Source organism: Staphylococcus sp. HMSC067F07 (assembly GCF_001837405.1).
Taxonomy (GTDB): domain Bacteria; phylum Bacillota; class Bacilli; order Staphylococcales; family Staphylococcaceae; genus Staphylococcus; species Staphylococcus capitis.
Genome location: NZ_KV832221.1, coordinates 63,200 through 88,971, shown reverse-complemented (window position 1 = coordinate 88,971; position 25,772 = coordinate 63,200). Strand labels below are relative to the sequence as shown.

Here is a 25,772-nt window from a genome sequence, read left to right as displayed (position 1 = left end):
TATCCTGTATTCAATTTTAATCACTACATTCCTATGTTATTGAAATTATACTCAACTTTACAACAGACCTTTATTTTTTTAATTATTTATTAAAATTTTATTTAATTATAGTAATTTTTAAAAATAACAAAATTTCTTTTGTTATACTCATTTCATCAAACGAAATGAGGTGTATGAATGAGGTATTTGAACTGGCCACGCAAATGTTTAACCACTACATTCCTAATTGTAAGCAGTTTATTATTAGCATTTTCCACAATTACACATGCTAATGAAAGTAAGTCTGAAGACAGTCTTAAAATTACAACACATAACGTTTATTTCTTGCCTACAGCATTGTATCCCAATTGGGGACAATCGCAGCGCGCTGATTTAATTTCAAAAGCTGATTATATACAAGGTCAAGACGTCGTTATTTTTAATGAATTATTCGATAAAAAAGCATCCAATCGTCTTTTAACAAATTTACAATCTCAATATCCTTATCAAACGCCTATTGTTGGTAAAGGTACAGACGGTTGGCAACAGACTTCAGGTACTTATAGAGAAGTAAAACCAGTGAGCGGTGGCGTTGGTATTGTAAGTAAATGGCCAATCGTCGAACAAGAACAACATATTTACAAAAAGGGGTGCGGCGCTGATAAAGCTGGCAATAAAGGTTTCGCATACATTAAAATTAATAAAAATGGTAAATACCAACATATAATTGGAACACACCTTCAAGCTGAAGATCCAATTTGTATTAAAGGAAAAGACCAAAAAATCAGACAGAGTCAAATGGATGAAATTAAACAATTTATCAAAGATAAACATATTCCTAAAAATGAACCCGTATATATCGGCGGTGATTTAAATGTCATTAAAGGTTCAGAGGAATATCAACAAATGCCTGAGAACTTGAACGTTTCATTACCTACACAATTTGATGGCAACGCCTATAGTTGGGATACACAAAGCAATGGCATTGCGAAATATAACTATCCTAAATTAGAACCACAGCATTTAGACTATATTTTACTAGATCGCGACCATGCTCAACCAAGCTCATGGCATAATAATGTACACAAAGTGAAGTCACCAGAATGGTCTGTGAAATCTTGGGGCAAGACATATAAATATAATGACTATTCAGACCATTATCCACTTTCTGCATATGCATCAAATTAGTATTGCTATGTATTTGAATATTAATACTTAAAATAGGAGCTATATGGAAATCACAATTCAAAATTGATTTCTCATATAGCTTTTTTTTAAATTACCAATTCATCAGTATGGGCCCTCTTTGAGTAACTTTACAAAGGAATTATAAACCAAACATGCTAATATGTATGAAGTAAATAATAAATGTAATTGTATGATGTGAGGACGCTCAAATTTAGACTGAGCTACTTATATATATAAGGGGGAATTTTATATGGCAAAAGAGGTATGTGCTTATCTAGCTGTTTCAGTAGATGGTTTTATAGCAGATAAAGATGAATCAGTTCAGTTTCTAGAGGAGGTTAAAGGCGAAGGAGATAATGGCTATTCTGACTTTTATAATAGCGTAGATATTGTTGTAATGGGAGGCCGTACCTTTAGATGGTTAATTGATAATGGTGTAGAAGAGAATCCATATCAAGGTAAGAAGGTAGTAGTAATCTCATCAAAAGTCACAGATATTGATTGGGATATTGAATTCTATAGTGGTGACTTAGACGAACTTTTTAATAGATTTAATGATAATGAAAAAATATGGATTGTTGGTGGAGGTAAGTTGATTTCAACTTTAATTAATTTGAAGATCATAACATCGTTAAAGTTGACCATAGCACCAACAATACTTACCCAAGGTGTTGAGTTATTCAATTCAATAGATGAGAAAGTAAAACTCCACTTACGTGAGGTTACACAATATAATCAGTTTGTCGAATTAGATTATGAAATCATTTAATCAAATAAGGTGGTAGATTATTATACCTGCTCAATTATAATAGTTATGATTTACAAAAGGGGAAGTGTGACGGTTGTCTGAAGTAAGACAAACAGTAATGTTAAATTATCTTTTTGATATCAATTGGTTACTTTTACTTCGATTAAACAACTTAGTAAAATTCTTCCTTCACATATCTACTAAACATGTTAAAAGCCTATAATTACGGATGAGTACGTTACATTTAAACGCGTTATTCATTTCCGTGATTACAAGCTTTTCATTTTACATATTCATTAATTTTTCTTCTTGTTTAATACGCACAAATAGGAAATATGCATAAGGTATTAGTAATACCGTTGTATAAGTTGCGTGAGTTAATAATAACACCCCAATTAACTCTGGAATGATATTTAAGAAGTAATTTGGGTGCTTCGTCACTTTATATAATCCTGATTTAATAATAGGATGATTTGGTAAAATGAATAATTTCAAAGTCCAAATACCACCTAAAGTTTTGATTACTATAAATAACATGATATAAGCAAAAACTAATATCATTAAACCGATGCTATTCACTAAACTAAAAGTATCTTTGTTTATAAGTGCTTCTACACCTGCACAAACGTAGATTAAAACATGAGTGATTGCTAGAAATTTTGAATTTTTAACGCCATACTCGATAGCGCCATTTGTTATTAATTGTTGTGAATGATTAATAGATATCTTTAAACTAATTAATCTGATGCAGAAAAAGATAAGTAAAATAGTTAAAATCATGGTGTCCTCCGTCTTTTTATTATATGTATAAACCTCAAATTGATAACATACAGTATTTTATAAAGGAAACGCATGAAATACTATTAACTATTTATTAATTTTAGAACAATGACATTATTTATTTTTTAGTTTAATCATTAGGAGTCAATCATTCCAAAAGCGAACATTATCAAAATATCCCCTGATAATCACATGGTTAACAGGGGGGATTAGTATATTTTAAACTTCTGTATTATTTCTTTTAGCTTCAAATTCATCAAGCAGTTCACGTGCTTCGTCTATCGTTTCTGTACTCATCAACTTATGGCGCAATTGACTCGCGCCTTTAATGCCACGAATGTAGATTTTAAAGAATCTGCGTAAAGCTTTAAATTGTTGTGTCTCCTCATTTGAATACTTTTCATACAATGATAAATGTAATCTAAACAAGTCTAATAGTTCTTCACTTGTATGTTCACGTGGCTCTTTCTCAAATGCAAAGGGATTATGGAAGATGCCGCGACCGATCATTACACCATCAACACCATATTTATTAGCAAGTTCAAGACCTTTCTGTCTATCTGGAATATCACCATTAATCGTTAATAAAGTATGTGGTGCAATCTCGTCACGCATTGTTTTAATAGCTTCAATCAATTCCCAATGTGCATCTACCTTACTCATTTCTCTACGTGTACGGAGGTGGATGGATAAGTTTGCGATGTCTTGTTCAAAGACGTGTTTGAGCCAATCTTTCCACTCATCTATTTCATAATAACCAAGGCGTGTTTTAACACTTACGGGTAGTCCACCTTCTTTAGTGGCTTGAATAATTTCAGCCGCTCTTTCAGGACGTAAAATTAGGCCAGATCCTTTACCTTTTTTAGCAACATTTGCAACAGGGCAGCCCATATTTAAATCAATCCCTTTGAAGCCCATCTCCTTTAAACCAATACTCATTTTACGGAATTGCTCAGGCTTATCTCCCCATATATGAGCGACCATAGGTTGTTCATCTTCACTAAACGTTAGACGACCACGAACACTGTGTATACCTTCGGGATGACAATAACTCTCAGTATTTGTAAATTCAGTGAAAAACACATCCGGTCTAGCAGCTTCACTCACAACATGACGAAAGACAATATCCGTCACGTCTTCCATTGGCGCCAAAATAAAAAATGGACGTGGTAATTCACTCCAAAAATTTTCTTTCATAATATATTTAAACCTTCTTAATTATTAGTATCTCGCACATTTATGCATGATGATATTACCATAAAATGTGAACATACACAAAATGAATTTTAATAGCTATCATTTTTGGAAAGGGAGTCTACGAGTAGTCTAAAAAAGAATGAAAGGATAATGATTTTTTTCTAAAATAGTTACAAACGTTATGGCGCTTAACTTTCTAGATTTAGTTGTATGATTTCTGACCATAAATTTTCAGAAGTACATTTATTATCTTCCATAGTTTAATAACTGCTATACTAGATTAATAATACAGACAAAGGAGGTATTATATGTTTCTTGCATGGAATGAAATTAAACGCAATAAGCTAAAGTTTGGCCTGATTATCGGTATTTTAGTTCTTATAAGTTATTTACTCTTCTTACTTTCAGGTTTAGCTAATGGTTTAATTAACATGAATACAGAAGGAATTAAAAAGTGGAAAGCGGATGCTATCGTTTTAAATAAAGATGCGAATCAAACCGTGCAACAATCCATTTTCGAAACATCTAAATCGAACGATAAATTTAAAGAGACCTCCTCATTAAAACAAATGGGCGTTATCGCCTCTAATGGTGATAGTGAAGAGAATGCACTACTCTTTGGGATTAAAGCAGATTCATTTTTAATGCCGAAAATAGTTAAAGGTAAAAAATTTGCTAAAGACAATGAAGTCGTTATTGATCAGACACTCAAAGATAAAGGGTTTAAAGTAGGAGATAAGATTAAATTATCTCAATCCGATGAAAAATTACGCATCGTAGGTGTCTCAGAAAGTGCAAAATATAATGCTTCACCTGTTATTTTCACTAATAATAAAACGATGCAAAAAATCAATCCAACATTAACTACAGATAAAACCAATGCAATAGTTGTGCGAGATAAACACTGGAAAGATAAAAAAGTAGACAAAGATCTTGAAGTGGTAGGTATTAATAAATTTATTGAAGATTTACCTGGATATAAACCACAAAATCTAACAATGAACTTTATGATTACATTCTTATTTATCATTTCAGCAACAGTGATTGGCGTATTCTTGTATGTTATAACATTGCAGAAGAAAAACTTATTCGGTGTTTTGAAAGCACAGGGCTTTACTAATGGCTACTTAATGAAGATGGTTTTATCACAAACATTTATCCTAGCATTGATTGGTACATTGATAGGTCTTGTACTTACTATCCTCACAGGATTTGTCCTACCAGAAGCGGTACCGGTTGAATTTAATATTGTGACGCTCATAGTGTTTGGGGTTGTTTTAATATTAACGTCCTTGATTGGCAGCTTATTCTCGGTATTATCTATTAGAAAAATTGACCCACTCAAAGCAATCGAATAAGGAGGTGCTACAATGTTGAAGTTTGATCAAGTATCGAAAGAATTTAAAGATGGTAACCAAATGATTGAAGCTGTTAAATCCACATCTTTGACCTTTGATAAAGGCGAATTAATAGCTATTGTAGGGCCTTCTGGTTCCGGGAAAAGTACATTCCTAACAATGGCTGGCGCACTACAAACGCCTACACACGGGGAAATATACATTAATGATAATAAAATTTCACAATTGAGTCAGAAACAACTTGCTAAGATGAGAATGAAAGAAATTGGTTTTATTTTACAATCTACAAATCTAGTGCCATTTCTAACTATCAGACAGCAATTTCGTTTATTGAAAAATTATAAAAAAGAAGTTTTAAGCACTGGCGAATTTGAAAAATTATTAAATGATTTAGGTTTGAAAGAAATTGAAAATAAATTACCATCTGAAGTCTCAGGGGGACAAAAGCAGCGTGTGGCAATCGCTAAAGCAATCTATACCCAACCGTCTATTATTTTAGCGGATGAACCAACAGCTTCGTTGGATACAGAAAATGCGATGGCAGTAATGAGAATTCTTAAAGAACAATCTAAACAACGTCATAAAACATGTATCATTGTGACGCACGATGAACGTTTAACAAAATTCTGTGATAAAATGTATCATATGGAAGATGGCTATTTAAAAGAAAAGTAGTAGAATAGCGAAATATAAAAATTATAATGATAACGAGTAAAAATTATCGGTTTATTACACACCTCATCATTTAGAACAAACTCTAGATGATGAGGTTTTCTGTTTTAGTTCTCTGGATCAGTGGTGATTATAAATATCATTGCTGATATAACACTATTTTATAATTATTTTCAATTCCATTTTAAACTGTAAAAAACTTTATTGATAATCAATTGTTTATATTGTGCAAAACTCACTCATGCATTATAGTTAAAATACATATAAAAAATATACTTATTTCGATAAGAAAGTGGGGACATGCACAGTGTATAGAGGGGAATTATTGGGAAAATTCATTTACACTTCAATTGTGATGCTAGTTATTTTTAGTCTCTCTGCGTTATTACATTTCAACAAGGCAGATGCTGCTACTAAAGGTAATACTGTGATCGTAAAAGAGACACCTAAACACCAAGTAGCTAAACAGTATACAAATCAAACACCTAAAACTAAAAATGGCATTCAACCAACACAAATAACTCATAAAAGTAATCAGCCTACTAGAACGAAAAAATATACAAAGCCAACAAGACAAACAACAACACAGTATGTTAAACGTACGAAACCATCTTCGACTCATGTAGTAACAAACAATCTTCACAAACAAAGTACTACTAAACATGTGGGAAAGTCTTATTCAAAGCAAACGACTCAACCAAAACAACGTAAAACACTTAAACACACAATTATTCATCACAAAGTTTCACCAACTAAAGTTAAACCTCAAAAGACAACGAAAGCTATCAAACCGGGTAACAAGAAACCTCATTGGTTATCAACAGCAACTAAAACGAAAAAGACACCATCAACTTCAAAAGTTACTAAAACGACACCGAAGCGCACTTCCTCAACTGTAACAAAAAAGAAATCCACAAAACCGAGTGTCAAAACTTCAATCAAAACAACGACTAAGTCAAAAGCAAAACCAACCTCAACAGTAAAAGTAAAATCAAAATCAACATATTCGCAACCTAAAAAGAATTACTACAATAAACCACCTAAACGTTGGCCATCCAATGTACCAGGTGGGGATAACGTGCGTGATTTCGGTCAAACGACAAAAGAATCAGGTATTGATGATGCTTTAAAAATTATGAAGAAATCGGGTAATAAGGGCGTTACAATCGAGCATACTAAAGCGAAAGATGCTAATATCGCAACTGTATTTAATTGGAATCCGACAGCTAAACAATTAACTTACGGCACGGGTACAGCAATTGGCAGACATACGATTTTAACTGCGAATCATGTAGTGAATGATCAACGTGCACATAAACCACTAACACCTGCACAACCTGAGAACATGAGAATCAACTTATTACAAGAAGGTTCCAAAGTAGTTCGTTCGCTCCAAGTATTTGGCGTTCAAATGTTGCAATACGGAGATGTCGCATTGGTTTATACATATGAAGACATTTCTAAATATATGAAAATACGTAAGATTGCATCAGAAAGTACCATTAAATCAATGAAAGCTAATACGCCAATTCATATGTATCACTATGGTACGCCATATGGAAAATATAAAAATGATCCAGCTGATACGATGTATCATTCTAAAGGTAAATATTCTATGACTGCACGAAATGTAAATCCTATCGGCTACTATCAAATGATGGCTGAACCCGGTTCATCTGGTGGAGCTGTTTTAAATAGTAAAAATGAAATTATCGGCGTACACGCGTTTAGAGTGGATGCTGGAGATTATAAGAAATATCATTTAAACACAATGGCAGAAATTAGAGGTAAATTACGTAAGGAAATTATAGATAATATCGTGTAATATTAAGAGGTTAGGGAAATTTTTCACAACTCACACTAATCAATAAGTCTTTAGTAGATAATTAATCACTTAAAACAAACTAGATAAATATAAAGAGCGTTCTCAGAAATTTTTTGAGAACGCTCTATTATTTATAAAAATGTATTTTAGTCTCTACTTACTGATTGAGGTTTTTCAACACTATTTTGTTGGTCGTTATTTTGGTTGTTATCAGCATCTTGAGAAGCGTTGTCAGTTTGTTGTTGCTCCGCTTGTGTATCATTATCCTGATTTTCTTCTACCGATTGATTTTGTTCTTGTTCACTATTTTGAGCAGCTTCGGTTTCTGATGTGCCTTCCTTACTTTGACTACTATCATCATTATTCGATTCTTGTTGTGATTGATCTTCGTTATTTTGTTTCTGTTGGTTATTTTCATTTTGCGATTGTTGCGCATTTTGATCATTGTAATTTGGATGGCTTAAATCTTTACCGAATAATTTTCTATTTTGACTATTCGGCCCTTTATATAACGAACTTTCATTAGCATGTTGAACATGTCTTTCTTTCTCTGCTTTAGTTCTTCTATCTATATAACCATTAACATGACCTGTCTGCTTATTAACAGTAGTAGCCGCACTCATTGGAAAGCCTGTGGCATCACGTGCTGTAAAGGTAATGTAGTATTCTTTACTATTAGATTGGTTTGAATCAACTTTGTAATCATCATTTGTGGCTGAATTTTTAAAGTGCTCTTTAGCATTTTGAATCGCTTCATCTTCTGAAATCGTCCCATTATTTGATTGGTTTTCAGAATTTGTCTCGTTATTGTTTCCTTCATTGCCTGGATTTGAAGCATCATTATTTTCGGAACCATTTGCTTGTCTTTGATTAGCTTGATTTGTTTGGTTATCTACCTTGGTATCTTTATTACTCTGCTTGTCTTTAGACTGATTTGAACTATGTTCACTACTTTCTTCATTATTCTTTTTACCTTCACCTTGATTATCGTCTGTACCGATATTGAGTGAACATGCCCCTAGTAAGAACGTACTTAATAATACAGTCCCTAATAATTGCTTTTTCATAATCATCCTTCCATTTATACATCGTACAATATTTTTAAATTATTGTTAATATTACGCTGTTTTATATATTTATTATCTTTTTTATATTTTGAATGATTTGAGGTCCTTCTAACGTAGCAGTCTTGAATTTTTGAAAATTGTTTCACGATAAACTTACTTAATTTTTATTAAACATTAATATTATCTTTATACTAGTGACAATTTTATTATTTTATTTATTAAGATATTAATAATTTTAATGTAAATTTACATATAAAAATTGAATTTACTCTTTTTCGGAATTATAATGAAAGCGGTTGCTACCCTATAACATCAGGAGGAATCGATATGGAAAATATTTTAATCAACGGATATAGTCACTATACATCATCAAATAATATTCAACGAAGTGCAATTGAAGAAAGAGATTTAGGTGATGGTCGTACATCATCAATTTCTGCATCCGTTTCTTATACAGTTACTTGGAGTGCAGCTTAACGCAGTTAATCATCAATAATGTTAAATTAAATGACTAAGATTATAGGGTAGTAACTTTTTAATATAAATAAAGAAATGGCTATGTGAGATATTAATATCTAATTCATAACGCCAAACATTACATAAATCATACCTTACACATTTTAAAAATAAAAAATGTAATTTACATGAAAGGAGCTTAGAACATTTAATGCAAAAAGTTAAAGAAGGTCGTAATATCATCAGTCTTGAAGAAGATGGAACAACTCAATATTTACATAAAGTAATTAAAGGACCTAAAGTTGACGCGCTCAGAAGATACAATAATTGCTTGAAATGGGAAGACATACGCACAGATACTATTCGATTGAAGTCTCCAAAGTTGATTGACCATGATGAAGACAGTTTATCGCTTAAATATCAATGGATTGAACATGCTACATCGTTAGAAGAAGAATTAGAACAACCATCCCCAAATTTTAAACACAAAATCGCAAAAGCTGCAGATATGTTAGTGACATTACATTTATCTGATATCAATGATGTGGATATAGATTCAGAAGACCAGTTACCGCAGCGTGAATCGTTGTTATATACATTAAATAAATATGAATATGCCGGCTGTACGGGCGCAGAACTAGAGTTGTTTAGTTTATTGCAACAAGACTCAGAACTCGTAGAAACGATAATGCAGCAATCTCATGATAATGACGTCTGTATTTGTCATGGTGATATTCGTTTGGATCAGTTTATATTTACAGATGATGATATTTGGATTATAGATTTTGAAGAATTACGTAAAGGGGATCCAAGTAGAGATTTAGCGGGACTAATTGGTTCTATTTATTTTGATTGCTTATTAAAAACTTTTACCGAAACGACTCAAGAAACTTCAGATGCTAAGGAGATAGAAGATCAGTTTATGGAACGAGGTCTTAATTACATTGAACAAATGAGACCTTTAATTCAATTAGCTTATCAAACATATGTATCTAAGAAAATGATTAATAACATACATCTTGCTCGAAATATTGGATGGTTTCTCGTGGAAAGAATCATGAGCAGAGCTAAATTTTCATTTCGTTTAACTGCCATAGATAGAGCGATTCTTGGGATAGGTAGAGAAGTAATAGTGTTTCCAAAAAATCTAATAGAACTATTTGAATAAATTGGAGGACGTACTATGACAGAAAAAGTGAATACGTTAGAAGATTTAGCACAAAAAATAGAATTAGAAACGGATTTAAACAAAGTTAAAATCGATAATGAAACATATGATGACGTCCTTGAAAATCAAAAAAGTAAGTTAAAACAGTGGTTATATTCGATGTTACATACTGGAAATTTGAACAATCAAGTCAAACAATCATCAAAAACATTTAATGATTTAAACGAACAAATTGCCAGTAGCATTAAAGATCCTGGGATTCGAGTAGAGACGAGTACACAAAACTTTAACGGTCAAATCTACCATGTTATTCAAGGGATTCGAATCAAAGAAGAAGTAAATGAAGATAATAGTATTGTTGTGCCTTGTTCTAGACCTAATTTGACGCCTGGATTTTTCATGTTCGTACATACAAATAATGGTTTACATATTAATAAGGTTACACGTCATTATATTTATGCAGACACGCCTCAATATGCTATAGAGTTATGGAGTAAATGTGTAAATGAGTTAGTTGAAAAGAACGTGAGTTTTTCTGCTAAAATTTTATCCTCCTCTGATAGTTATCCAAGAAATGACGCACTCGTGTTTTACAGTAGTGAAGATAAAGACAAAGTTGAAAAAGTATTAATTGAACATGTTAAAAAGGCTCCTATAAAGATTAAAAAAGCCTCTCAACTAGCGAGTCAATTAACATACAACCTCTTTACAGCTGAAGAGCCTATTCAAACTAATGGTATTCAACAGAGCTTTGGTGAACATCGTTGTAGTGCTATAGCCGACGCCATTCAAGACTACTTTATTACAGGTGCTTCCTTCAAATTATTACTAAAGCAAAGATTCATTGCGAATCAGATAGATATTAATGATTTGTCTAAAAATAAAGTGAAGTGAACAGAGATTTATGGTGTGTGCGCTACATTATGAAAATGCTCTATCCAAAAGTTTTAAAAGTGTGTGACTTATACTGATAGGAGTGACTCAGCTTATGAAAGTTTTAGCTTTAATTAATACAAATTTAGTATTAGAAGAAGATGTAACGATGTTACCTGATGTAAGTATTGCAGGAACACCCATTCATTGTGGTTTGATTGAATTAGAACGACCAAGTTTTAACGAAGATGCATCAGAGAACGAACATTTCGTGTTAGTAAAAGTTGATGCGTTTTCTTGCAATTATAGAGATAAAGCCATTATTCTAAAAGCCGCTTTAAAAATGCAAGAAGATGTAAATTCTCAAGCTCCACCATTCGATTATTTTGGTTCTGACTTTGTAGGGAGAATTGTAGCTAAAGGATATTCAGTTGATGAATTTGAAATTGGACAACGTGTGATACCCAACTGTGCGTATCCCGACCCTCCTTTTCCAGGGGTGGCACCTGGAGCAGTCACAAACGAAGCTTCAAAAGGATGGCTCAGATTGCATAAATCAAAGCTTATCAAAATACCAGAACATATGAATAACGCAGTTGCAGCAGGCTTCTCAATAGGTAGCCAAACTTCAACAAGCATGGTAAGGCGTGTAAATCTTAAGCAGAATGAACGTGCACTAGTACTGAGCGGTCGCTCTAATACGTCTATGTTTATTATTAATAACTTAATCAGTAAAGGAATCGATACGACAATATTAACTACATCGGAATGGACGCCTGAAGAACAAGCACTCATTCGGCCAGCTAAATTACATAAAGTAGATAGGAACATGCAGAAGTGGGAAGAAGACTTAGGTGAATTTGACGTCGTATTTGATCCTTATTTTGATTTGCATTTAGAAAAAGCAGTGAATCAAATGAAAGTAGGCGGACGCTATATTACATGCGGTTATAAAAACCAACATCCCGCCTTTTCTGAAAATGAAGATGAAAAAACACCTAACCATCTGAAAAATATTATGTTAAAAGTTATGCTCAATAATCTATCATTAATAGGTAATTGTATCGGAACTTGGGGAGACTTAGAAAAAGGTATTTCAGATTATAATGAAAATGAGTTTATTGTTCCAATCGATAGAAGCTACTCTATAGAGGAAGGTAGTGCATTTGTTGACCGTACCTATAACACACGAGGACGTCTAGGCAAAGCAATCATGTTATATGATTAAAAGTTAAAAAGATGTTAGAAGGTTATTCATACTACTACTTAATTAAAACTTCATAAATATAAAAGCTATATATAAAACGCCACAATCCTCTTCAACAAAGAATGTGGCGTTTACATTATTATTAATATATACAAAGCTTTAATATCACTCCAAATGTTGCATTTGATAACCAATTCTTGGATGGGTGATAATGAGTTTTTTCATACTACTTTCATACGTTGTATCACTGTTATTAAGCTTCTTCCGCAGTGAGGCCATATGTACTCGTAATGATGACATGTCACACTTATTGACGTATCCAAATAGTGCTTTTAATAAAACCTGATATGTTAATACCTTACCAACGTGCTGACTTAAAATTTCTAATAATTGGAATTCATAAGGTGTTAGGTGAATAGCCTGTCCCATCATATAAACAGAATTACCGCTGAAATCAATGATTAACGGGCCGTTCTCAAAGTTATTTTGCATCGTGTCAGGCCGTTTCGAAACGCGAAGTGCAACCCTGATACGTGCTTGTAATTCATCAATATTAAAGGGTTTAGTCATATAATCATTCGCCCCGTAGTCTAACGCTTTTACAATAGTTTCCTCTTCTGTTCGCGCACTGATAACGATAATAGGGGTGTCCACACATTCTCTTAATCGTTTAATTAAAGAAAGCCCATCAATATCTGGCAAACCTAGATCAAGTAATATAATATCTGGATGTTCTGTTCTAATGCGGAAGTCCGCTTCTCTACCTGTTTTCGCTTTAATAACTTTATAGTAACTCATAGTTAATGCTACATCGATTAAATGTAAAATTGCTTCATCATCTTCAACAACTAAAAGTGTAGATTTCATCATCTCACCCTTCCATTTTGATTTGTTCTTTATCTAAATAAAAATAAAATATACTGCCACTTGGTTCATTGGATTGATATTCTAATTTACTGTGATGCTGTTTTAATATAAGTTGGACTAAATACAAACCGAGTCCTAGGCTATCCTTTTTATTATCTTTAAAGTAATCCCCCGAATAATATGGATTGAAAATTAAATCTCGCTCTTCTTTAGGTATACCTTTACCATTATCAATGATTTCAAATAATATCTTTGAGTCTTGTTCATGCACGCGTAAGGTGATAACAGAATGCGATTCAGAGTGCTTTAATGCATTTTCTACCAAATTAAATAAAACTTGTAGCATTAATTTGCTGTCGATATATACCAGTGCGAATGTTCCATTATCTTCAATAGTGACTTTATGATTTTGATGACGACGCACGAGTCCATCTTCAAATTCTTCGAGTAGCTCCTCTACAAGGTATGAGGTGCGCTTAATTTGAATATCTGAACGCTCTAATTTCGTTAGAGAAAGTATATTTGTGACTAACGTATATAAATATTGTGCCTCTTCGTATGAAGCGGTTAACAGTTGCGCGCGTTCATTTTTATCCAAGCCATCATTATGATATTTCACTACATCTAAATTACCGATAATAGATGTTAATGGCGTTCTAATATCATGTGAAATAGATTGTAAGAAATTTGATCTTGTAGCTTCTCTTTCAGCTATTACCATCGACTGTCTCGTTTGCTTGAGTAGGGCGACATTTTCAACGGCAAGGGTCAAATCGTTTAACATTGAATCTAAGATAGAATTGTCGTATGTATCGATGTAATCCTCATCTGTAAACTGAATCGAAATAATACCCTTAACTGGTCTTGTACCAATTGGAATACATAGAAATTTACTACCTGGGAAGGTGTTGGTTAGTCTACCCGCACGTCTTTCATTCTCTATTACCCAACTTAACGTTTCAGCATCCTCAGTCCCATGGTTATGCTCACTCGAGCTAACTCCAAACGACGCGGACTGCATCACTTTCTTAGCTTCGATTTGAAATACAGTAACATCCTGCTTTAATAATTGGTGAATTTGATCACCAGCCACACTCAACAACTTCATAGTCGCATATGATTCCTTAATCGACTGATTAAATTGCAACATAATATCTGTACGATATAACTGACGTTCGGTGAGGGAGTGTTGATATTTTAAATTTTTCAATATGCCACTCGTGAAAATGCTAGCAAATATGCTCGTCACAAAAGTGATGGGATATTCAAAGCGATACATTTCTAGCGTAAACCTCGGCACAGTAAAGAAATAGTTAAAGACGAAGACATTTAATATCGATGCGAAGAAACCAATTAAATATGACTGTGTCCAAATGGAAAGTACGATAATGCCAATAAAAAACATTAAAAGAATAATAGCACTAGACTCATTCTTATCCATCTTATAAATCCACATTCCTAATAGTACGCATACAATTTGGATGGTTAACATTTTAACGATATCGATTGATAACGTGAGTTGGTATGGTTTTTTATCTTTTTTACGGCTACTCCGATCACGATTTTGCTTATCCGAATAAATCTGATGTATCGGGACAATCTCTAATTTAAAGTGATGCGTAGTATGATTAATCTGTTCAATTAATGACTTCTTAAAGTACTCTTTCCAAGGTGGTTGTTCAGACTGACCGAGCACCAATTTAGTCACAAATGATTTATCGCACGAATCAATCAATGTCTTCGCAATATCTTGTGCATATAACACCTTAATCTCAGCACCTAGTGATTTGGCAAGCATCAGATTTTTATGAACATAATGATCTTGCGCACGACTTTCAGAACGTGTTTCAAAGGTGTCGATATAAATAGCAGTAAACTTTGCATGCTCTTTATAAGCTGCGCGTCTTGCTTCACGAATCACACGTTCATTATAAATACTTCCACTTACAGCTACTGCAATATGAGGCGTAACATCAGTATGCTTCGTTTTATACTGTTGCTCTTTTTGACTCATAATATCCGCAACAGTTCTTAGCGTAAGTTCACGTAACTCTGTCAGGTTCTCATATGTGAAAAAATTGGAAAAAGCAGTATCCAAGCGTTCCCTTTTGTATACCTTTCCAGCCTTAAGGCGTTGAATCAACATATTTGGCGAAATATCAACGACTTCATAAGCATCAGCAGACATTATAAATTGATCTGGAACACGTTCTGATACTTGGATACCTGTCATCAGTGCTATTTGTCCACTCAAACTTTCAATATGTTGAATATTAAGTGTCGTCCAAACATCAATGCCATGAGAAAGAATTTCTTCAATATCCATGTAACGCTTTAAATGTCGTGTTTTTGAGATATTCGTATGGGCCAACTCGTCGATAAGCACAACATCTGGATGCGCCTCAACAATTTGATTCACATCGATAAAGTGAAAGAGATGACTCCCAAATTTTCGGCTAGAGGTCTTAATTTCTGGTAGTTGTTTAGCAAGCGCACTTGTCTCAGGACGTTGATGTGGCTCTATATAGCCAATTTTAATATCGACACCTTCTTTATAAAGGTCGATACCGTTCGATAGCATTTCATATGTCTTTCCAACACCAGGGCTATAACCTAAATAAATGGTGAGTTTACCTCTGTGTCTATGTGAACTTTCCATATGCCACCACCTCTTAATTACATATTAATTAAGATTAATCTATTTATCCATTTTTATTTTTATTTAATTTCTTATCTTTATATTTCCTTTATAACTTTGTTCAAATATTAATACTTTAATTACAGTGCTCTTGCTAAGATGTCCATGAAAGTGAGGAGGAAGCACAATGATTACATTTTTAGCCTTCATGATCATCGGAATAATTTTATTTCTATTTTATGCATTACTTTGGAGTGAAAAATTCTAGTAGCGAAAGAAGGAAATATCATGAGTATGATTCTATTTTTAATCACATTTATCGTGCTCTTATACGTAATGAGTCGATACTTATATACAGTGGCTTTAATTGTACCGTCTAAGATGGATGTCTTATTTTCACCTATAGAAAAGGGACTCTACAAATTGATTGGTACGTCACTAGAGCACATGTCAGGTAAAACATATTTAAAGCACTTTTTATGTTTTAACAGTTTAACTGGCGCATTAGCATTTATCTTACTACTGACACAACAATGGCTATGGTTAAATCCCAATCACAATTTAAGTCAATCAGTGTCTCTCGCATTTAATACGGCAGCCTCGTTTTTAACGAATACAAATTTACAACATTATGCGGGCGAAACGGGATTAACGTATTTCACGCAAATGGGTGTCATTACGTGTCTGATGTTCACTTCAGCCGCTTCAGGTTACTCAGTATGCATCGCAATGTTGCGTAGACTAACGGGTATGACAGACGTCATAGGTAACTTCTATCAAGACGTCGTGCGATTTATCATACGTGTCTTAATTCCATTCGCATTCGTGTTAAGCATATTTCTTATTAGTCAAGGTACACCTCAAACGTTACATGGCAATCTAGTTGTTGAAACCATGTCAGGTGTGAAACAAACCATTGCATATGGACCTATGGCTTCATTAGAGTCAATTAAACATCTTGGAACGAATGGTGGAGGGTTCCTAGGTGCCAACTCATCCACGCCATTTGAGAACCCAACCTATTGGTCTAATTTCGCAGAGGCATTAAGTATGATGTTAATTCCTGGATCGCTTGTTTTTTTATTTGGCAGAATGCTGAACGCTAAACAGCACATCCATCCCCATGCGGTAATGGTCTTTATTGCAATGTTTACGATGTTTGTCTTGCTTTTACTTATTTGTCTACATTATGAAACTGCAGGAAGTCCGATTTTACACCACTTAGGAATCGATGGAGGCAATATGGAGGGCAAAGAAACACGTTTCGGTATTGCTCAATCAGCTTTATTTACAACTATTACGACAGCTTTTACGACTGGTACTGTTAACAACATGCATGACAGTCTCACACCTATGGGTGGCATGGCTCCAATGATTCTTATGATGTTAAATGCCGTTTTTGGTGGTGAAGGTGTCGGTCTGATGAATATGTTGATCTATGTCATGTTAACTGTCTTTATTTGCAGTTTAATGATTGGAAAGACGCCTAGTTATTTAGGTATGAAAATCGAATCCAAAGAGATGAAATGGATAGCACTCACATTTTTAGTCCATCCATTATTGATATTAATATTTTCAGCATTGGCATTTATCATTCCTGGCGCGAAAGATGCGATAACAAACCCACAATTCCATGGCGTTTCTCAAGTCATTTATGAATTTACATCTTCATCTGCTAATAATGGTTCAGGTTTTGAAGGTTTAAAAGACAACACTGTATTTTGGAATATTTCGACAGCAATTGTGATGCTCGTCGCACGTTATATCCCCATCGTCTTACAACTGTTGATTGTGTCTAGCTTGGTCAACAAGAAAACATATCAACATACCGATGACTCACAAGATGTACCGATTAATAACCTGTTCTTTAGCACCGTGTTGATTATCTTCATCATTTTACTCAGTGGTTTGACCTTCCTACCAGATTTAATGCTTGGACCAATAGGAGAACAACTACTGTTGCATTCGTGATGAAAGGAGATGATAGAAAATGATGAAAACATCAAAAATATTTGAATCAAGTTTGGTTAGACAAGCACTGAAGGAAAGTGTTGTTAAATTAAACCCTAAATATATGGTGAAGAACCCTATCATGCTTGTTGTAGAAGTGGGCATGCTACTATCATTTTTATTAATTTTTGTACCTCATTTATTTATACAAGAACATGTATCGCGTATGTATGTGTTAAGTATCTTCATCATCTTATTGCTGACACTTATTTTTGCTAACTTTTCAGAAGCGCTAGCAGAAGGGCGAGGGAAAGCGCAAGCGAATGCCTTACGCCAGACACAAATAGAAATGACGGCGCGATTAATTAAAGAAGACGGCAGCTACGAAGTGATAAATGCTAGCAATTTGAAAAAAGGAGACATCGTTCGTGTAGAAACTGGAGAACAAATACCTAATGATGGCCAAGTTATTAAAGGTTTAGCAACTGTCGACGAATCTGCGATTACCGGTGAATCAGCGCCAGTGATTAAAGAGAGTGGCGGAGATTTCAATAATGTTATTGGAGGCACCTCTGTCACTTCTGACTGGTTAGAAATAGAAATCACTTCGGAACCAGGTCAATCATTCTTAGATAAAATGATTCATTTAGTTGAAGGGGCGACAAGAAAGAAAACACCGAATGAAATTGCATTGTTCACGCTCTTAATGACGCTAACTATTATCTTTCTCGTCGTAATTATGACGATGTACCCCTTAGCACAATTTCTTCATTTCAATTTATCAATTGTGATGTTGATTGCCTTAACAGTCTGCTTAATTCCAACAACAATTGGAGGGTTGTTATCTGCTATTGGTATCGCTGGAATGGATCGTGTGACTCAGTTTAATATTTTAGCGAAAAGTGGGCGTTCCGTAGAGACATGTGGTGATGTAAATGTGTTGATTCTAGATAAAACTGGAACGATTACTTATGGTAATCGTATGGCAGATGCATTTATTCCTGTGGCATCAACGAGTTATGAAAGATTAGTGCGAGCAGCATATGAAAGTTCCGTAGAAGATGATACACCTGAAGGAAGTAGTATTGTTAAACTTGCACAAAGCCAAGGCATCACATTACCTCAAGAAAGAGGCGAATATTTCCCATTTACTGCGGAGACTCGTATGAGTGGTGCGAAGTTTGAAGATCATGAAGTGTATAAAGGTGCACCTAATAGCATGATTAAGCGTGTTAAAGAAGCGGGTGGATCTATTCCTAATGATTTAGATGAACGCGTCACTGAAGTCTCTAAAAAAGGCGGCACGCCACTCATTGTTATTGAAAATAATGAAATTTTAGGTGTCATCTACTTAAAAGACGTAATTAAAGACGGTCTTGTTGAACGATTTCAAGAATTACGCGAGATGGGTATCGAAACCGTCATGTGTACAGGTGATAATGCACTTACTGCAGCAACGATTGCGAAAGAAGCGGGTGTAGATCGTTTTATCGCAGAATGTAAACCAGAAGATAAAATTAATGTTATTAGAGAAGAACAAGCTAAAGGTCATATTGTGGCGATGACAGGTGATGGTACAAATGATGCACCTGCTCTAGCAGAAGCTAATGTTGGTTTAGCTATGAACTCTGGTACAACAAGTGCGAAAGAAGAGGCAAATTTAATTGATTTAGATTCTAATCCTACAAAGTTAATGGAAGTCGTATTAATTGGTAAGCAATTATTGATGACACGCGGATCTTTAACAACGTTTAGTATTGCGAATGACATCGCGAAATATTTCGCAATTCTACCAGCTATGTTTATGTCTGCAATGCCAGCAATGAATCGCTTAAATATTATGCATTTACATTCACCTGAATCAGCAGTGTTATCGGCACTCATTTTCAATGCATTAATTATTGTGTTACTCATACCAATTGCGATGAAAGGCGTGCAATTTAAAGGCGCTTCAATGCAAACGATATTAATGAAAAATATGTTGGTCTATGGATTAGGCGGTATGATTGTGCCATTTATAGGTATTAAATTCATCGATGTAATTATTCAATACGTTGTCTAAAGGAGGAGATGTAGAATGGCAACGATACGAAAAAGTGTTGGACTTGTAGTAGTACTATTTGTCCTTTGTGGGTTTATATTTCCGCTAACAGTGACTGCAATAGGTCAAGTCGCATTTCCCTATCAAGCTAATGGAAGTTTAATTAAACAAGATGGTAAAGTAATTGGTTCAGAATTAATTGGTCAACAATGGAACGATTCTAAATACTTCCATGGTCGAATAAGTGCCGTGAATTATAATATGGACAAGAAACTTTTGAAAGCGAACGGTGGACCTTCATCAGGTGGTTCAAATCTAGCAAATTCTAATCCTCAATTTAAACAGCGTGTTGAAGATTCGATTCATAAAGAAGGACATCATCTTACTGCAGATGCTGTGACTGCTTCAGGGTCAGGATTAGATCCAGATATCACCGTTTCAAATGCCAATGCTCAAGCGAAAAGGATTGCGAATGAACGTGGTATCGAGGAAGCAACAATTCAACGCATGATTCAACAATATAAACAATCCTCACCCATGACTGAAGATTACGTGAATGTACTTAAAATGAACATTGCACTTGATAAAATGAAATAACGTTAAAAACTAAAGAAAAAACACTATTCCATCTATTGTTAAACTATATGTTTCTCTAGACATAGATATATTCAAAGTAGATTTAGAAGAACTTTCACTTGAAGATATATTTCTTAAAAGTAGCGAGCATGAAAGTCATCATTAAAACAACTTATCATAAGTGTAAGTGAGAAGAAATTGCTTTAAATCCTCTTTATAAGATCTTCTTAAAATTTATGGGTAAGACTTCGGTTTGTCTGATGTAACACATCGGGAAGTCTAATTATATACCCCTTTTAAGCTAGCATTGGCTTGTTTTTAGCCAATTTGCTAGCTTTTTTTATCTTCAATCGCTCTTCACAATGCACAAATTGTCCTTTCCACCGAACTCATCTAAATGAAATTTATTATCAATTATATTGACAATATTATCCGACTCGTATACTATAATCTTCAAATCGTAACTATTACGATTTATTTTGTACAACTAATTTAAGGTTTTTGATAACTCTACATACAATTATTTTTTTATCAATAACCTTAATAGAGAATTTACAACATAAAGGAGCATCATATGCATCGACAGATAGTTGAATTTTCTAAGTATAATCCATCAGGAAATATGACTATACTTGTTCACTCTAAACATCATCCTGAAGAATATGCATCAATCGCTAATCAATTAATGGAGACGACACATGTGTGTTGTGAACAAGTTGGTTTTATTGAATCTTGTGATTATACCAATGGGGATCAATTTCATTTAGTAATGAGTGGGAATGAATTTTGTGGGAATGCAACGATGTCATACATACATTATTTACAAGAACATCAATTGCTTGAAAGTGAGCAGTTTCAATTAAAAATATCAGGTTGTTCTCAAACCGTGTCATGTACCGTTCATAACCAGCAATATTATGAGGTCGGGATGCCTCAAGTGCAAAGTATTGTACCAAGACAATTAATTATCGCTGGTCAACCATACGATGCGCTCGAATTAATTTATGAAACTTACATACACTATGTTATTCAAACGCAAGAGACTACAATGAACTTCAAATACCAAGTCGAACAATTTGTCAGAGAACAACAATGGCATACTACATTTAAAACTATTGGAATCATGCTATTTGATTCACGACAACACTTTTTAATGCCACTTATTTATATACCTGAAGTGTAAAGCTTAATTTGGGAAAATAGCTGTGGCTCAGGTGCTGCTTCAATTGGTGTTTTCCAACAATATCAAACGAATCAACCATGTAAAGATTTCAAAGTGAAGCAACCAGGGGGAAGTATAGTGGTTTCTTCGACATACAGTAATAAAAAGGGATACATCACATCAATCAAAGGTCAAGTTTCAACTGTCGCAACAGGACTAGCATATATAGAACAGGAGACAAAGACACAATTATGAACCCAAAACACGGTATAAACAAACAGTTACAAGAATATCTAAGGCAATTTGAAACACTATATTACCAAGTATTAGAAGATGAGCATTATATCCAGGCATTGGAAACGCTAGTTGACCATTATAGTCAATTTATTTTAAATCCCATTGCTAAACATCAATTTGAAGACTGGAGCAACAATGAAGCAAAAGCAAGTTTAACTCACCAGCTTCAAGATATAACGTCACAGTGTGTAAAACGTGTTGAAGAAATACGTGCTAAAAGATTACTAGATGGACGATCCTCTACATCTGGTTACTTTGACAATGTAGAACAGTGTATTCATGAAGAATTCGGCCAATTTCATTTTGGTAAAGAAGATAAATTATTACTAATTGGGTCAGGTGCTTATCCTATGACGCTTGTTCAAGTAGCTAAAGAAACAGGTGCTTCTGTAATAGGCATTGATATCGATTCACAAGCAGTTGATTTAGGACAACGAATTGTTCAGGTGCTTGCTCCAAACGAAGATATAGTTATCACCAATCAAACTGTTGAAGAAATAGACGATATGCAGACGATTACGCACATCATTTTCAGCTCTACCATCCCTGTTAAATACGATATTCTAAATCAATTACACGCTATAACAAAAGATAACGTGGTTGTAGCGATGCGTTATGGAGATGGTATTAAATCGCTATTCAATTATCCATCTCAGCAAACAGAGGAAACAAAATGGCGTTGTGTCGAACGGCTCTCACGACCTGAACACATCTTTGATATTGCATTGTACCGCAAAGCTTCTAATAAAGGAGGTGCGATGCATGTCTAATACTTTAATAGTTGGAAGTGGACCTGTGGCCATTCAACTTGCTCAAATATATAGCCAAATGGCGCATCAAACTATTGATATGGTAAGTCGTGTTAAGACTTCAGCCAGCTCCCAACGTGTTTATAATGCGTATCAACGTGACGGTTATTTTAAGGTCACCACTCAAAATGCTGCACATCAACAACTTTCAGGTGAATTTAAAGTGCGACAATTTTATAAAGATATACAGGAAGTGAGTAGTACTTACAATACTCTAATCATGGCGTGCACGGCTGATGCGTATCGCTCAATATTAAATCGACTTGCAAAGGCCACAGTTGAGTGTCTACAACACATTGTTCTAGTATCTCCGACTTTAGGTTCTCATATGGTAATAGAACAACTGTTGTCAGAGTTAAATCTAGATGTAGAAGTAGTGTCCTTTTCAACATATTTAGGAGACACACGAGTAGTTGATACTACTCAACCACATCAGGTGCTCACATCAGGTGTGAAGTCAAAGTTATATGTTGGATCGACTCATACCGATTCAAGATTTATAGATCGTATATGTGTACTATTTCATCATTTGAATATCCAAATCGCTGTAATGGATACACCGTTACATGCTGAAGTACATAACAGCTCGCTCTATGTTCATCCTGCATTATTTATGAATGACTTTTCATTACAAGCAGTTTTCAAAGGGACAACAGTTCCTGTTTACGTCTATAAGTTATTTCCTGAAGGACCTATCACGATGAAACTGATACGAGAAATGCGTCAAATGTGGGTAGAGATGATGAAAATTTTAAACGAATTAAGAGTGCCGTCCGTCAATCTTTTAAAATTTATGGTCAAAGAGAATTATCCGGTCAGACCAGAAACGCTAAGTGAACGAGAAATTAATCAATTTGAAGACTTACCAGCGATACATCAAGAATATTTACTCTATGTTCGTTACACTGCTATTTTAATCGATCCATTTTCTGAACCAGATTCGAATGGACATTACTTTGACTTCTCGGCAGTACCATATAAACGTCTTTATATTGATGAAGAAGGCGTTACACACATTCCGCGAATGCCAAGTGAGGATAGCTATCGAACAGCTATGATTCAAGCTGTAGGGAGGGCGCTTAACGTTAAAACACCAATGATTGATCAATTTTTAGCACGTTATCGTAGCTATTGTGATGGCTACCGTGCAGAACACCCTAAACAATCTCTATCAGCTCAATTTGACTCACATCAGTACGATGAGGACATTGCTTTGGTAAAACAATTTTTAAAAAATAAAACTGAACATAATGCGACACATTAATACTTAAAGAACACACAACAATTATTATCAACATAGAAAGAGGAAACAAAATGAATAGATTAACAAAGATGAGTACGATTTTACTTGCATCAGGGATGTTATTAGCAGGTTGCGGTGGTAGTGAGGGATTAGAAAAGAAAAAAGAACAAAAGACATTATCTTATACAACTGTTAAGGACATCGGAGATATGAATCCTCATGTCTACGGTGGTTCAATGTCAGCAGAAAGTATGATTTATGAACCTCTGGTACGTCATACGAAAGAGGGGATTAAACCATTATTAGCAAAGAAATGGGATATTTCTGAGGATGGTAAAACATACACTTTTCATCTTAGAGAAGATGTAACTTTTCATGATGGTACAAAATTTGATGCTGAGGCAGTAAAGAAAAATATCGATGCTGTACAACAAAATAAAAAGTTACATTCTTGGTTAAAAATTTCCACACTTATCGACAATGTGAAAGTTAAAGATAAATACACAGTGCAGCTTCACTTAAAAGAAGCATATCAACCAGCCTTAGCAGAGCTTGCTATGCCTCGTCCATATGTATTTGTGTCTCCTAAAGACTTTAAAAACGGCACAACAAAAGATGGCGTGAAATCATTTGATGGTACAGGTCCGTTTAAAATGGGTCAACATCACAAAGATGAGTCAGCAGAATTTAATAAAAATAATCAATATTGGGGCGAAAAAGCTAAATTAGATAAAGTCGAAGCGAAAGTTAAACCCGCTGGAGAAACAGCATTCTTATCTATGAAAAAAGGTGAAACTAACTTTGCGTTTACCGATGATAGAGGAACTGACAGCTTAGATAAAGATAGTTTGAATCAACTCAAGGACACAGGACAATACCAAATAAAACGAAGTCAGCCAATGAATACGAAAATGCTTGTGGTGAACTCAGGTAATAAAAATAGCGCCGTTAGTGATAAGACAGTAAGGGAAGCACTAGGATATATGGTAAATCGAGATAAAATATCTAAAGACATTCTAGATGGTCAAGAAAAACCGGCAACTCAGTTATTTGCGAAAAATGTGACGGACATTAACTTCAACATGCCAACACGTCAATTTAATACTAAAAAAGCAGAAGCGCTATTAGATGAAGCTGGTTGGAAATTGTTCAAAAACAAAAACCTTCGTCAAAAGAATGGTAAAGTTTTAACCTTATCAATGTATTACGATAAAGGATCCTCTAATCAAAAGGAGCAAGCGGAATACTTACAAGCAGAATTTAAAAAATTAGGAGTTAAATTAGATATTAACGGAGAAACGTCAGATAAAGTTGCTGAAAGACGTACATCTGGAGATTATGATTTAATGTTCAATCAAACTTGGGGATTATTATATGATCCACAAAGTACGCTTGCAGCACTTAAAACCAAAACAGGATATGAAAGTGCAACCTCTGGCATTAAGAATAAATCAAAATTATATAAAGATATCGATGAGGCATTCAAAATACAGAATTCAAAGGATCGTTCTAAAGCATATCAACACATTTTAAAACAAGTAGATGAAGAAGGTATCTTCATTCCGATATCTTACGGCAGGATGACTGTGGTAGCACCTAAGGACTTAGACAAAGTGTCGTTTACACAATCACAATATGAATTACCATTTAACGAAATGCAATATAAGTAAA

The 25,772-nt window shown here is 34.3% G+C and carries 20 protein-coding genes and 1 pseudogene; 16 read left to right on the top strand and 5 right to left on the bottom strand.

Translation table 11 applies throughout. From position 1 onward, the window contains the following. Positions 1-186 precede the first annotated feature (186 nt). Both sph and HMPREF2706_RS02475 read left to right on the top strand, forming a co-directional pair. Positions 187-1,167 (top strand): sphingomyelin phosphodiesterase, encoded by a 981-nt coding sequence (gene sph, locus HMPREF2706_RS02480; protein ID WP_172969468.1) that lies wholly within the window; start codon positions 187-189, stop codon positions 1,165-1,167. Positions 1,168-1,417: 250 nt separating this feature from the next. Continuing rightward, positions 1,418-1,936 (top strand): dihydrofolate reductase family protein, encoded by a 519-nt coding sequence (locus tag HMPREF2706_RS02475; protein ID WP_030062707.1) that lies wholly within the window; start codon positions 1,418-1,420, stop codon positions 1,934-1,936. A 264-nt stretch (positions 1,937-2,200) separates the two neighbouring features. Here the strand turns inward: HMPREF2706_RS02475 and HMPREF2706_RS02470 are convergent, their stop codons facing one another. Then, positions 2,201-2,695: an isoprenylcysteine carboxyl methyltransferase family protein gene (locus HMPREF2706_RS02470; RefSeq protein ID WP_030062708.1), complete on the bottom strand. Its 495-nt coding sequence runs from the start codon at positions 2,693-2,695 to the stop codon at positions 2,201-2,203. A 219-nt stretch (positions 2,696-2,914) separates the two neighbouring features. Next, on the bottom strand, positions 2,915-3,892 hold the full coding sequence (locus HMPREF2706_RS02465; protein WP_002434900.1) for a tRNA dihydrouridine synthase: 978 nt from the start codon (positions 3,890-3,892) through the stop codon (positions 2,915-2,917). 308 nt (positions 3,893-4,200) lie between these two features. Between HMPREF2706_RS02465 and HMPREF2706_RS02460 the strand changes: the two genes are divergently transcribed. The 3 genes from HMPREF2706_RS02460 (at position 4,201) to HMPREF2706_RS02450 (ending at position 7,747) form a co-directional block, all read left to right on the top strand. Then, a complete protein-coding gene (locus HMPREF2706_RS02460) occupies positions 4,201-5,250 on the top strand; it encodes an ABC transporter permease (RefSeq protein ID WP_030062709.1) in 1,050 nt (349 codons plus the stop codon). A gap of 12 nt (positions 5,251-5,262) precedes the next feature. Continuing rightward, positions 5,263-5,925, top strand: a complete 663-nt coding sequence (locus HMPREF2706_RS02455; RefSeq protein ID WP_049427145.1) for an ABC transporter ATP-binding protein — start codon at positions 5,263-5,265, stop codon at positions 5,923-5,925. A gap of 352 nt (positions 5,926-6,277) precedes the next feature. Then, positions 6,278-7,747, top strand: a complete 1,470-nt coding sequence (locus HMPREF2706_RS02450) for a trypsin-like peptidase domain-containing protein (protein WP_049427163.1) — start codon at positions 6,278-6,280, stop codon at positions 7,745-7,747. 146 nt (positions 7,748-7,893) lie between these two features. Here the strand turns inward: HMPREF2706_RS02450 and HMPREF2706_RS02445 are convergent, their stop codons facing one another. Continuing rightward, entirely contained in the window at positions 7,894-8,814 is a 921-nt protein-coding gene (locus HMPREF2706_RS02445) for a hypothetical protein (protein WP_030062712.1), read from the bottom strand. A 327-nt stretch (positions 8,815-9,141) separates the two neighbouring features. Here HMPREF2706_RS02445 and HMPREF2706_RS12185 point away from each other — a divergent pair, with 327 nt between their 5' ends. From HMPREF2706_RS12185 to HMPREF2706_RS02430, 4 genes are all read left to right on the top strand, one after another. Beyond that, positions 9,142-9,291: a hypothetical protein gene (locus HMPREF2706_RS12185; protein ID WP_002454314.1), complete on the top strand. Its 150-nt coding sequence runs from the start codon at positions 9,142-9,144 to the stop codon at positions 9,289-9,291. A 190-nt stretch (positions 9,292-9,481) separates the two neighbouring features. Beyond that, positions 9,482-10,438: a phosphotransferase gene (locus HMPREF2706_RS02440; protein ID WP_070862167.1), complete on the top strand. Its 957-nt coding sequence runs from the start codon at positions 9,482-9,484 to the stop codon at positions 10,436-10,438. Between the two features lie 15 nt (positions 10,439-10,453). Next, positions 10,454-11,332: a T3SS effector HopA1 family protein gene (locus HMPREF2706_RS02435; RefSeq protein WP_030061393.1), complete on the top strand. Its 879-nt coding sequence runs from the start codon at positions 10,454-10,456 to the stop codon at positions 11,330-11,332. Positions 11,333-11,426: 94 nt separating this feature from the next. Continuing rightward, positions 11,427-12,539 (top strand): quinone oxidoreductase family protein, encoded by a 1,113-nt coding sequence (locus HMPREF2706_RS02430; protein WP_030061395.1) that lies wholly within the window; start codon positions 11,427-11,429, stop codon positions 12,537-12,539. A 144-nt stretch (positions 12,540-12,683) separates the two neighbouring features. Here HMPREF2706_RS02430 and HMPREF2706_RS02425 read toward each other — a convergent pair whose 3' ends face one another. Together HMPREF2706_RS02425 and HMPREF2706_RS02420 are read right to left on the bottom strand one after the other, a co-directional pair. Beyond that, entirely contained in the window at positions 12,684-13,385 is a 702-nt protein-coding gene (locus HMPREF2706_RS02425; protein ID WP_049427166.1) for a response regulator transcription factor, read from the bottom strand. Between the two features lie 4 nt (positions 13,386-13,389). After that, positions 13,390-16,044 (bottom strand): sensor histidine kinase, encoded by a 2,655-nt coding sequence (locus tag HMPREF2706_RS02420; RefSeq protein ID WP_064212302.1) that lies wholly within the window; start codon positions 16,042-16,044, stop codon positions 13,390-13,392. Positions 16,045-16,311: 267 nt separating this feature from the next. On the opposite strand from HMPREF2706_RS02420, the gene kdpA reads away from it, so the two are divergent. The 7 genes and pseudogenes from kdpA (at position 16,312) to nikA (ending at position 25,771) form a co-directional block, all read left to right on the top strand. After that, a complete protein-coding gene (kdpA, locus tag HMPREF2706_RS02410) occupies positions 16,312-17,994 on the top strand; it encodes a potassium-transporting ATPase subunit KdpA (RefSeq protein WP_064212301.1) in 1,683 nt (560 codons plus the stop codon). A 19-nt stretch (positions 17,995-18,013) separates the two neighbouring features. Further along, a complete protein-coding gene (locus HMPREF2706_RS02405) occupies positions 18,014-20,035 on the top strand; it encodes a K(+)-transporting ATPase subunit B (protein WP_070862166.1) in 2,022 nt (673 codons plus the stop codon). A gap of 15 nt (positions 20,036-20,050) precedes the next feature. Continuing rightward, positions 20,051-20,611, top strand: coding sequence for a potassium-transporting ATPase subunit KdpC (gene kdpC / locus HMPREF2706_RS02400; RefSeq protein WP_030061405.1), 561 nt, complete (start codon positions 20,051-20,053; stop codon positions 20,609-20,611). 553 nt (positions 20,612-21,164) lie between these two features. Continuing rightward, positions 21,165-22,007, top strand: a pseudogene (cntK, locus tag HMPREF2706_RS02395) (histidine racemase CntK). Then, a complete protein-coding gene (cntL, locus tag HMPREF2706_RS02390) occupies positions 22,004-22,819 on the top strand; it encodes a staphylopine biosynthesis enzyme CntL (RefSeq protein WP_030061407.1) in 816 nt (271 codons plus the stop codon). Before cntK ends, cntL begins: the two are co-directional and overlap by 4 nt. Continuing rightward, a complete protein-coding gene (gene cntM, locus HMPREF2706_RS02385; protein WP_030061409.1) occupies positions 22,812-24,122 on the top strand; it encodes a staphylopine biosynthesis dehydrogenase in 1,311 nt (436 codons plus the stop codon). The genes cntL and cntM overlap by 8 nt, the downstream gene beginning before the upstream one ends. A 50-nt stretch (positions 24,123-24,172) precedes the next feature. Beyond that, on the top strand, positions 24,173-25,771 hold the full coding sequence (gene nikA, locus HMPREF2706_RS02380; RefSeq protein ID WP_064212299.1) for a staphylopine-dependent metal ABC transporter substrate-binding lipoprotein: 1,599 nt from the start codon (positions 24,173-24,175) through the stop codon (positions 25,769-25,771). Position 25,772 lies beyond the last annotated feature (1 nt).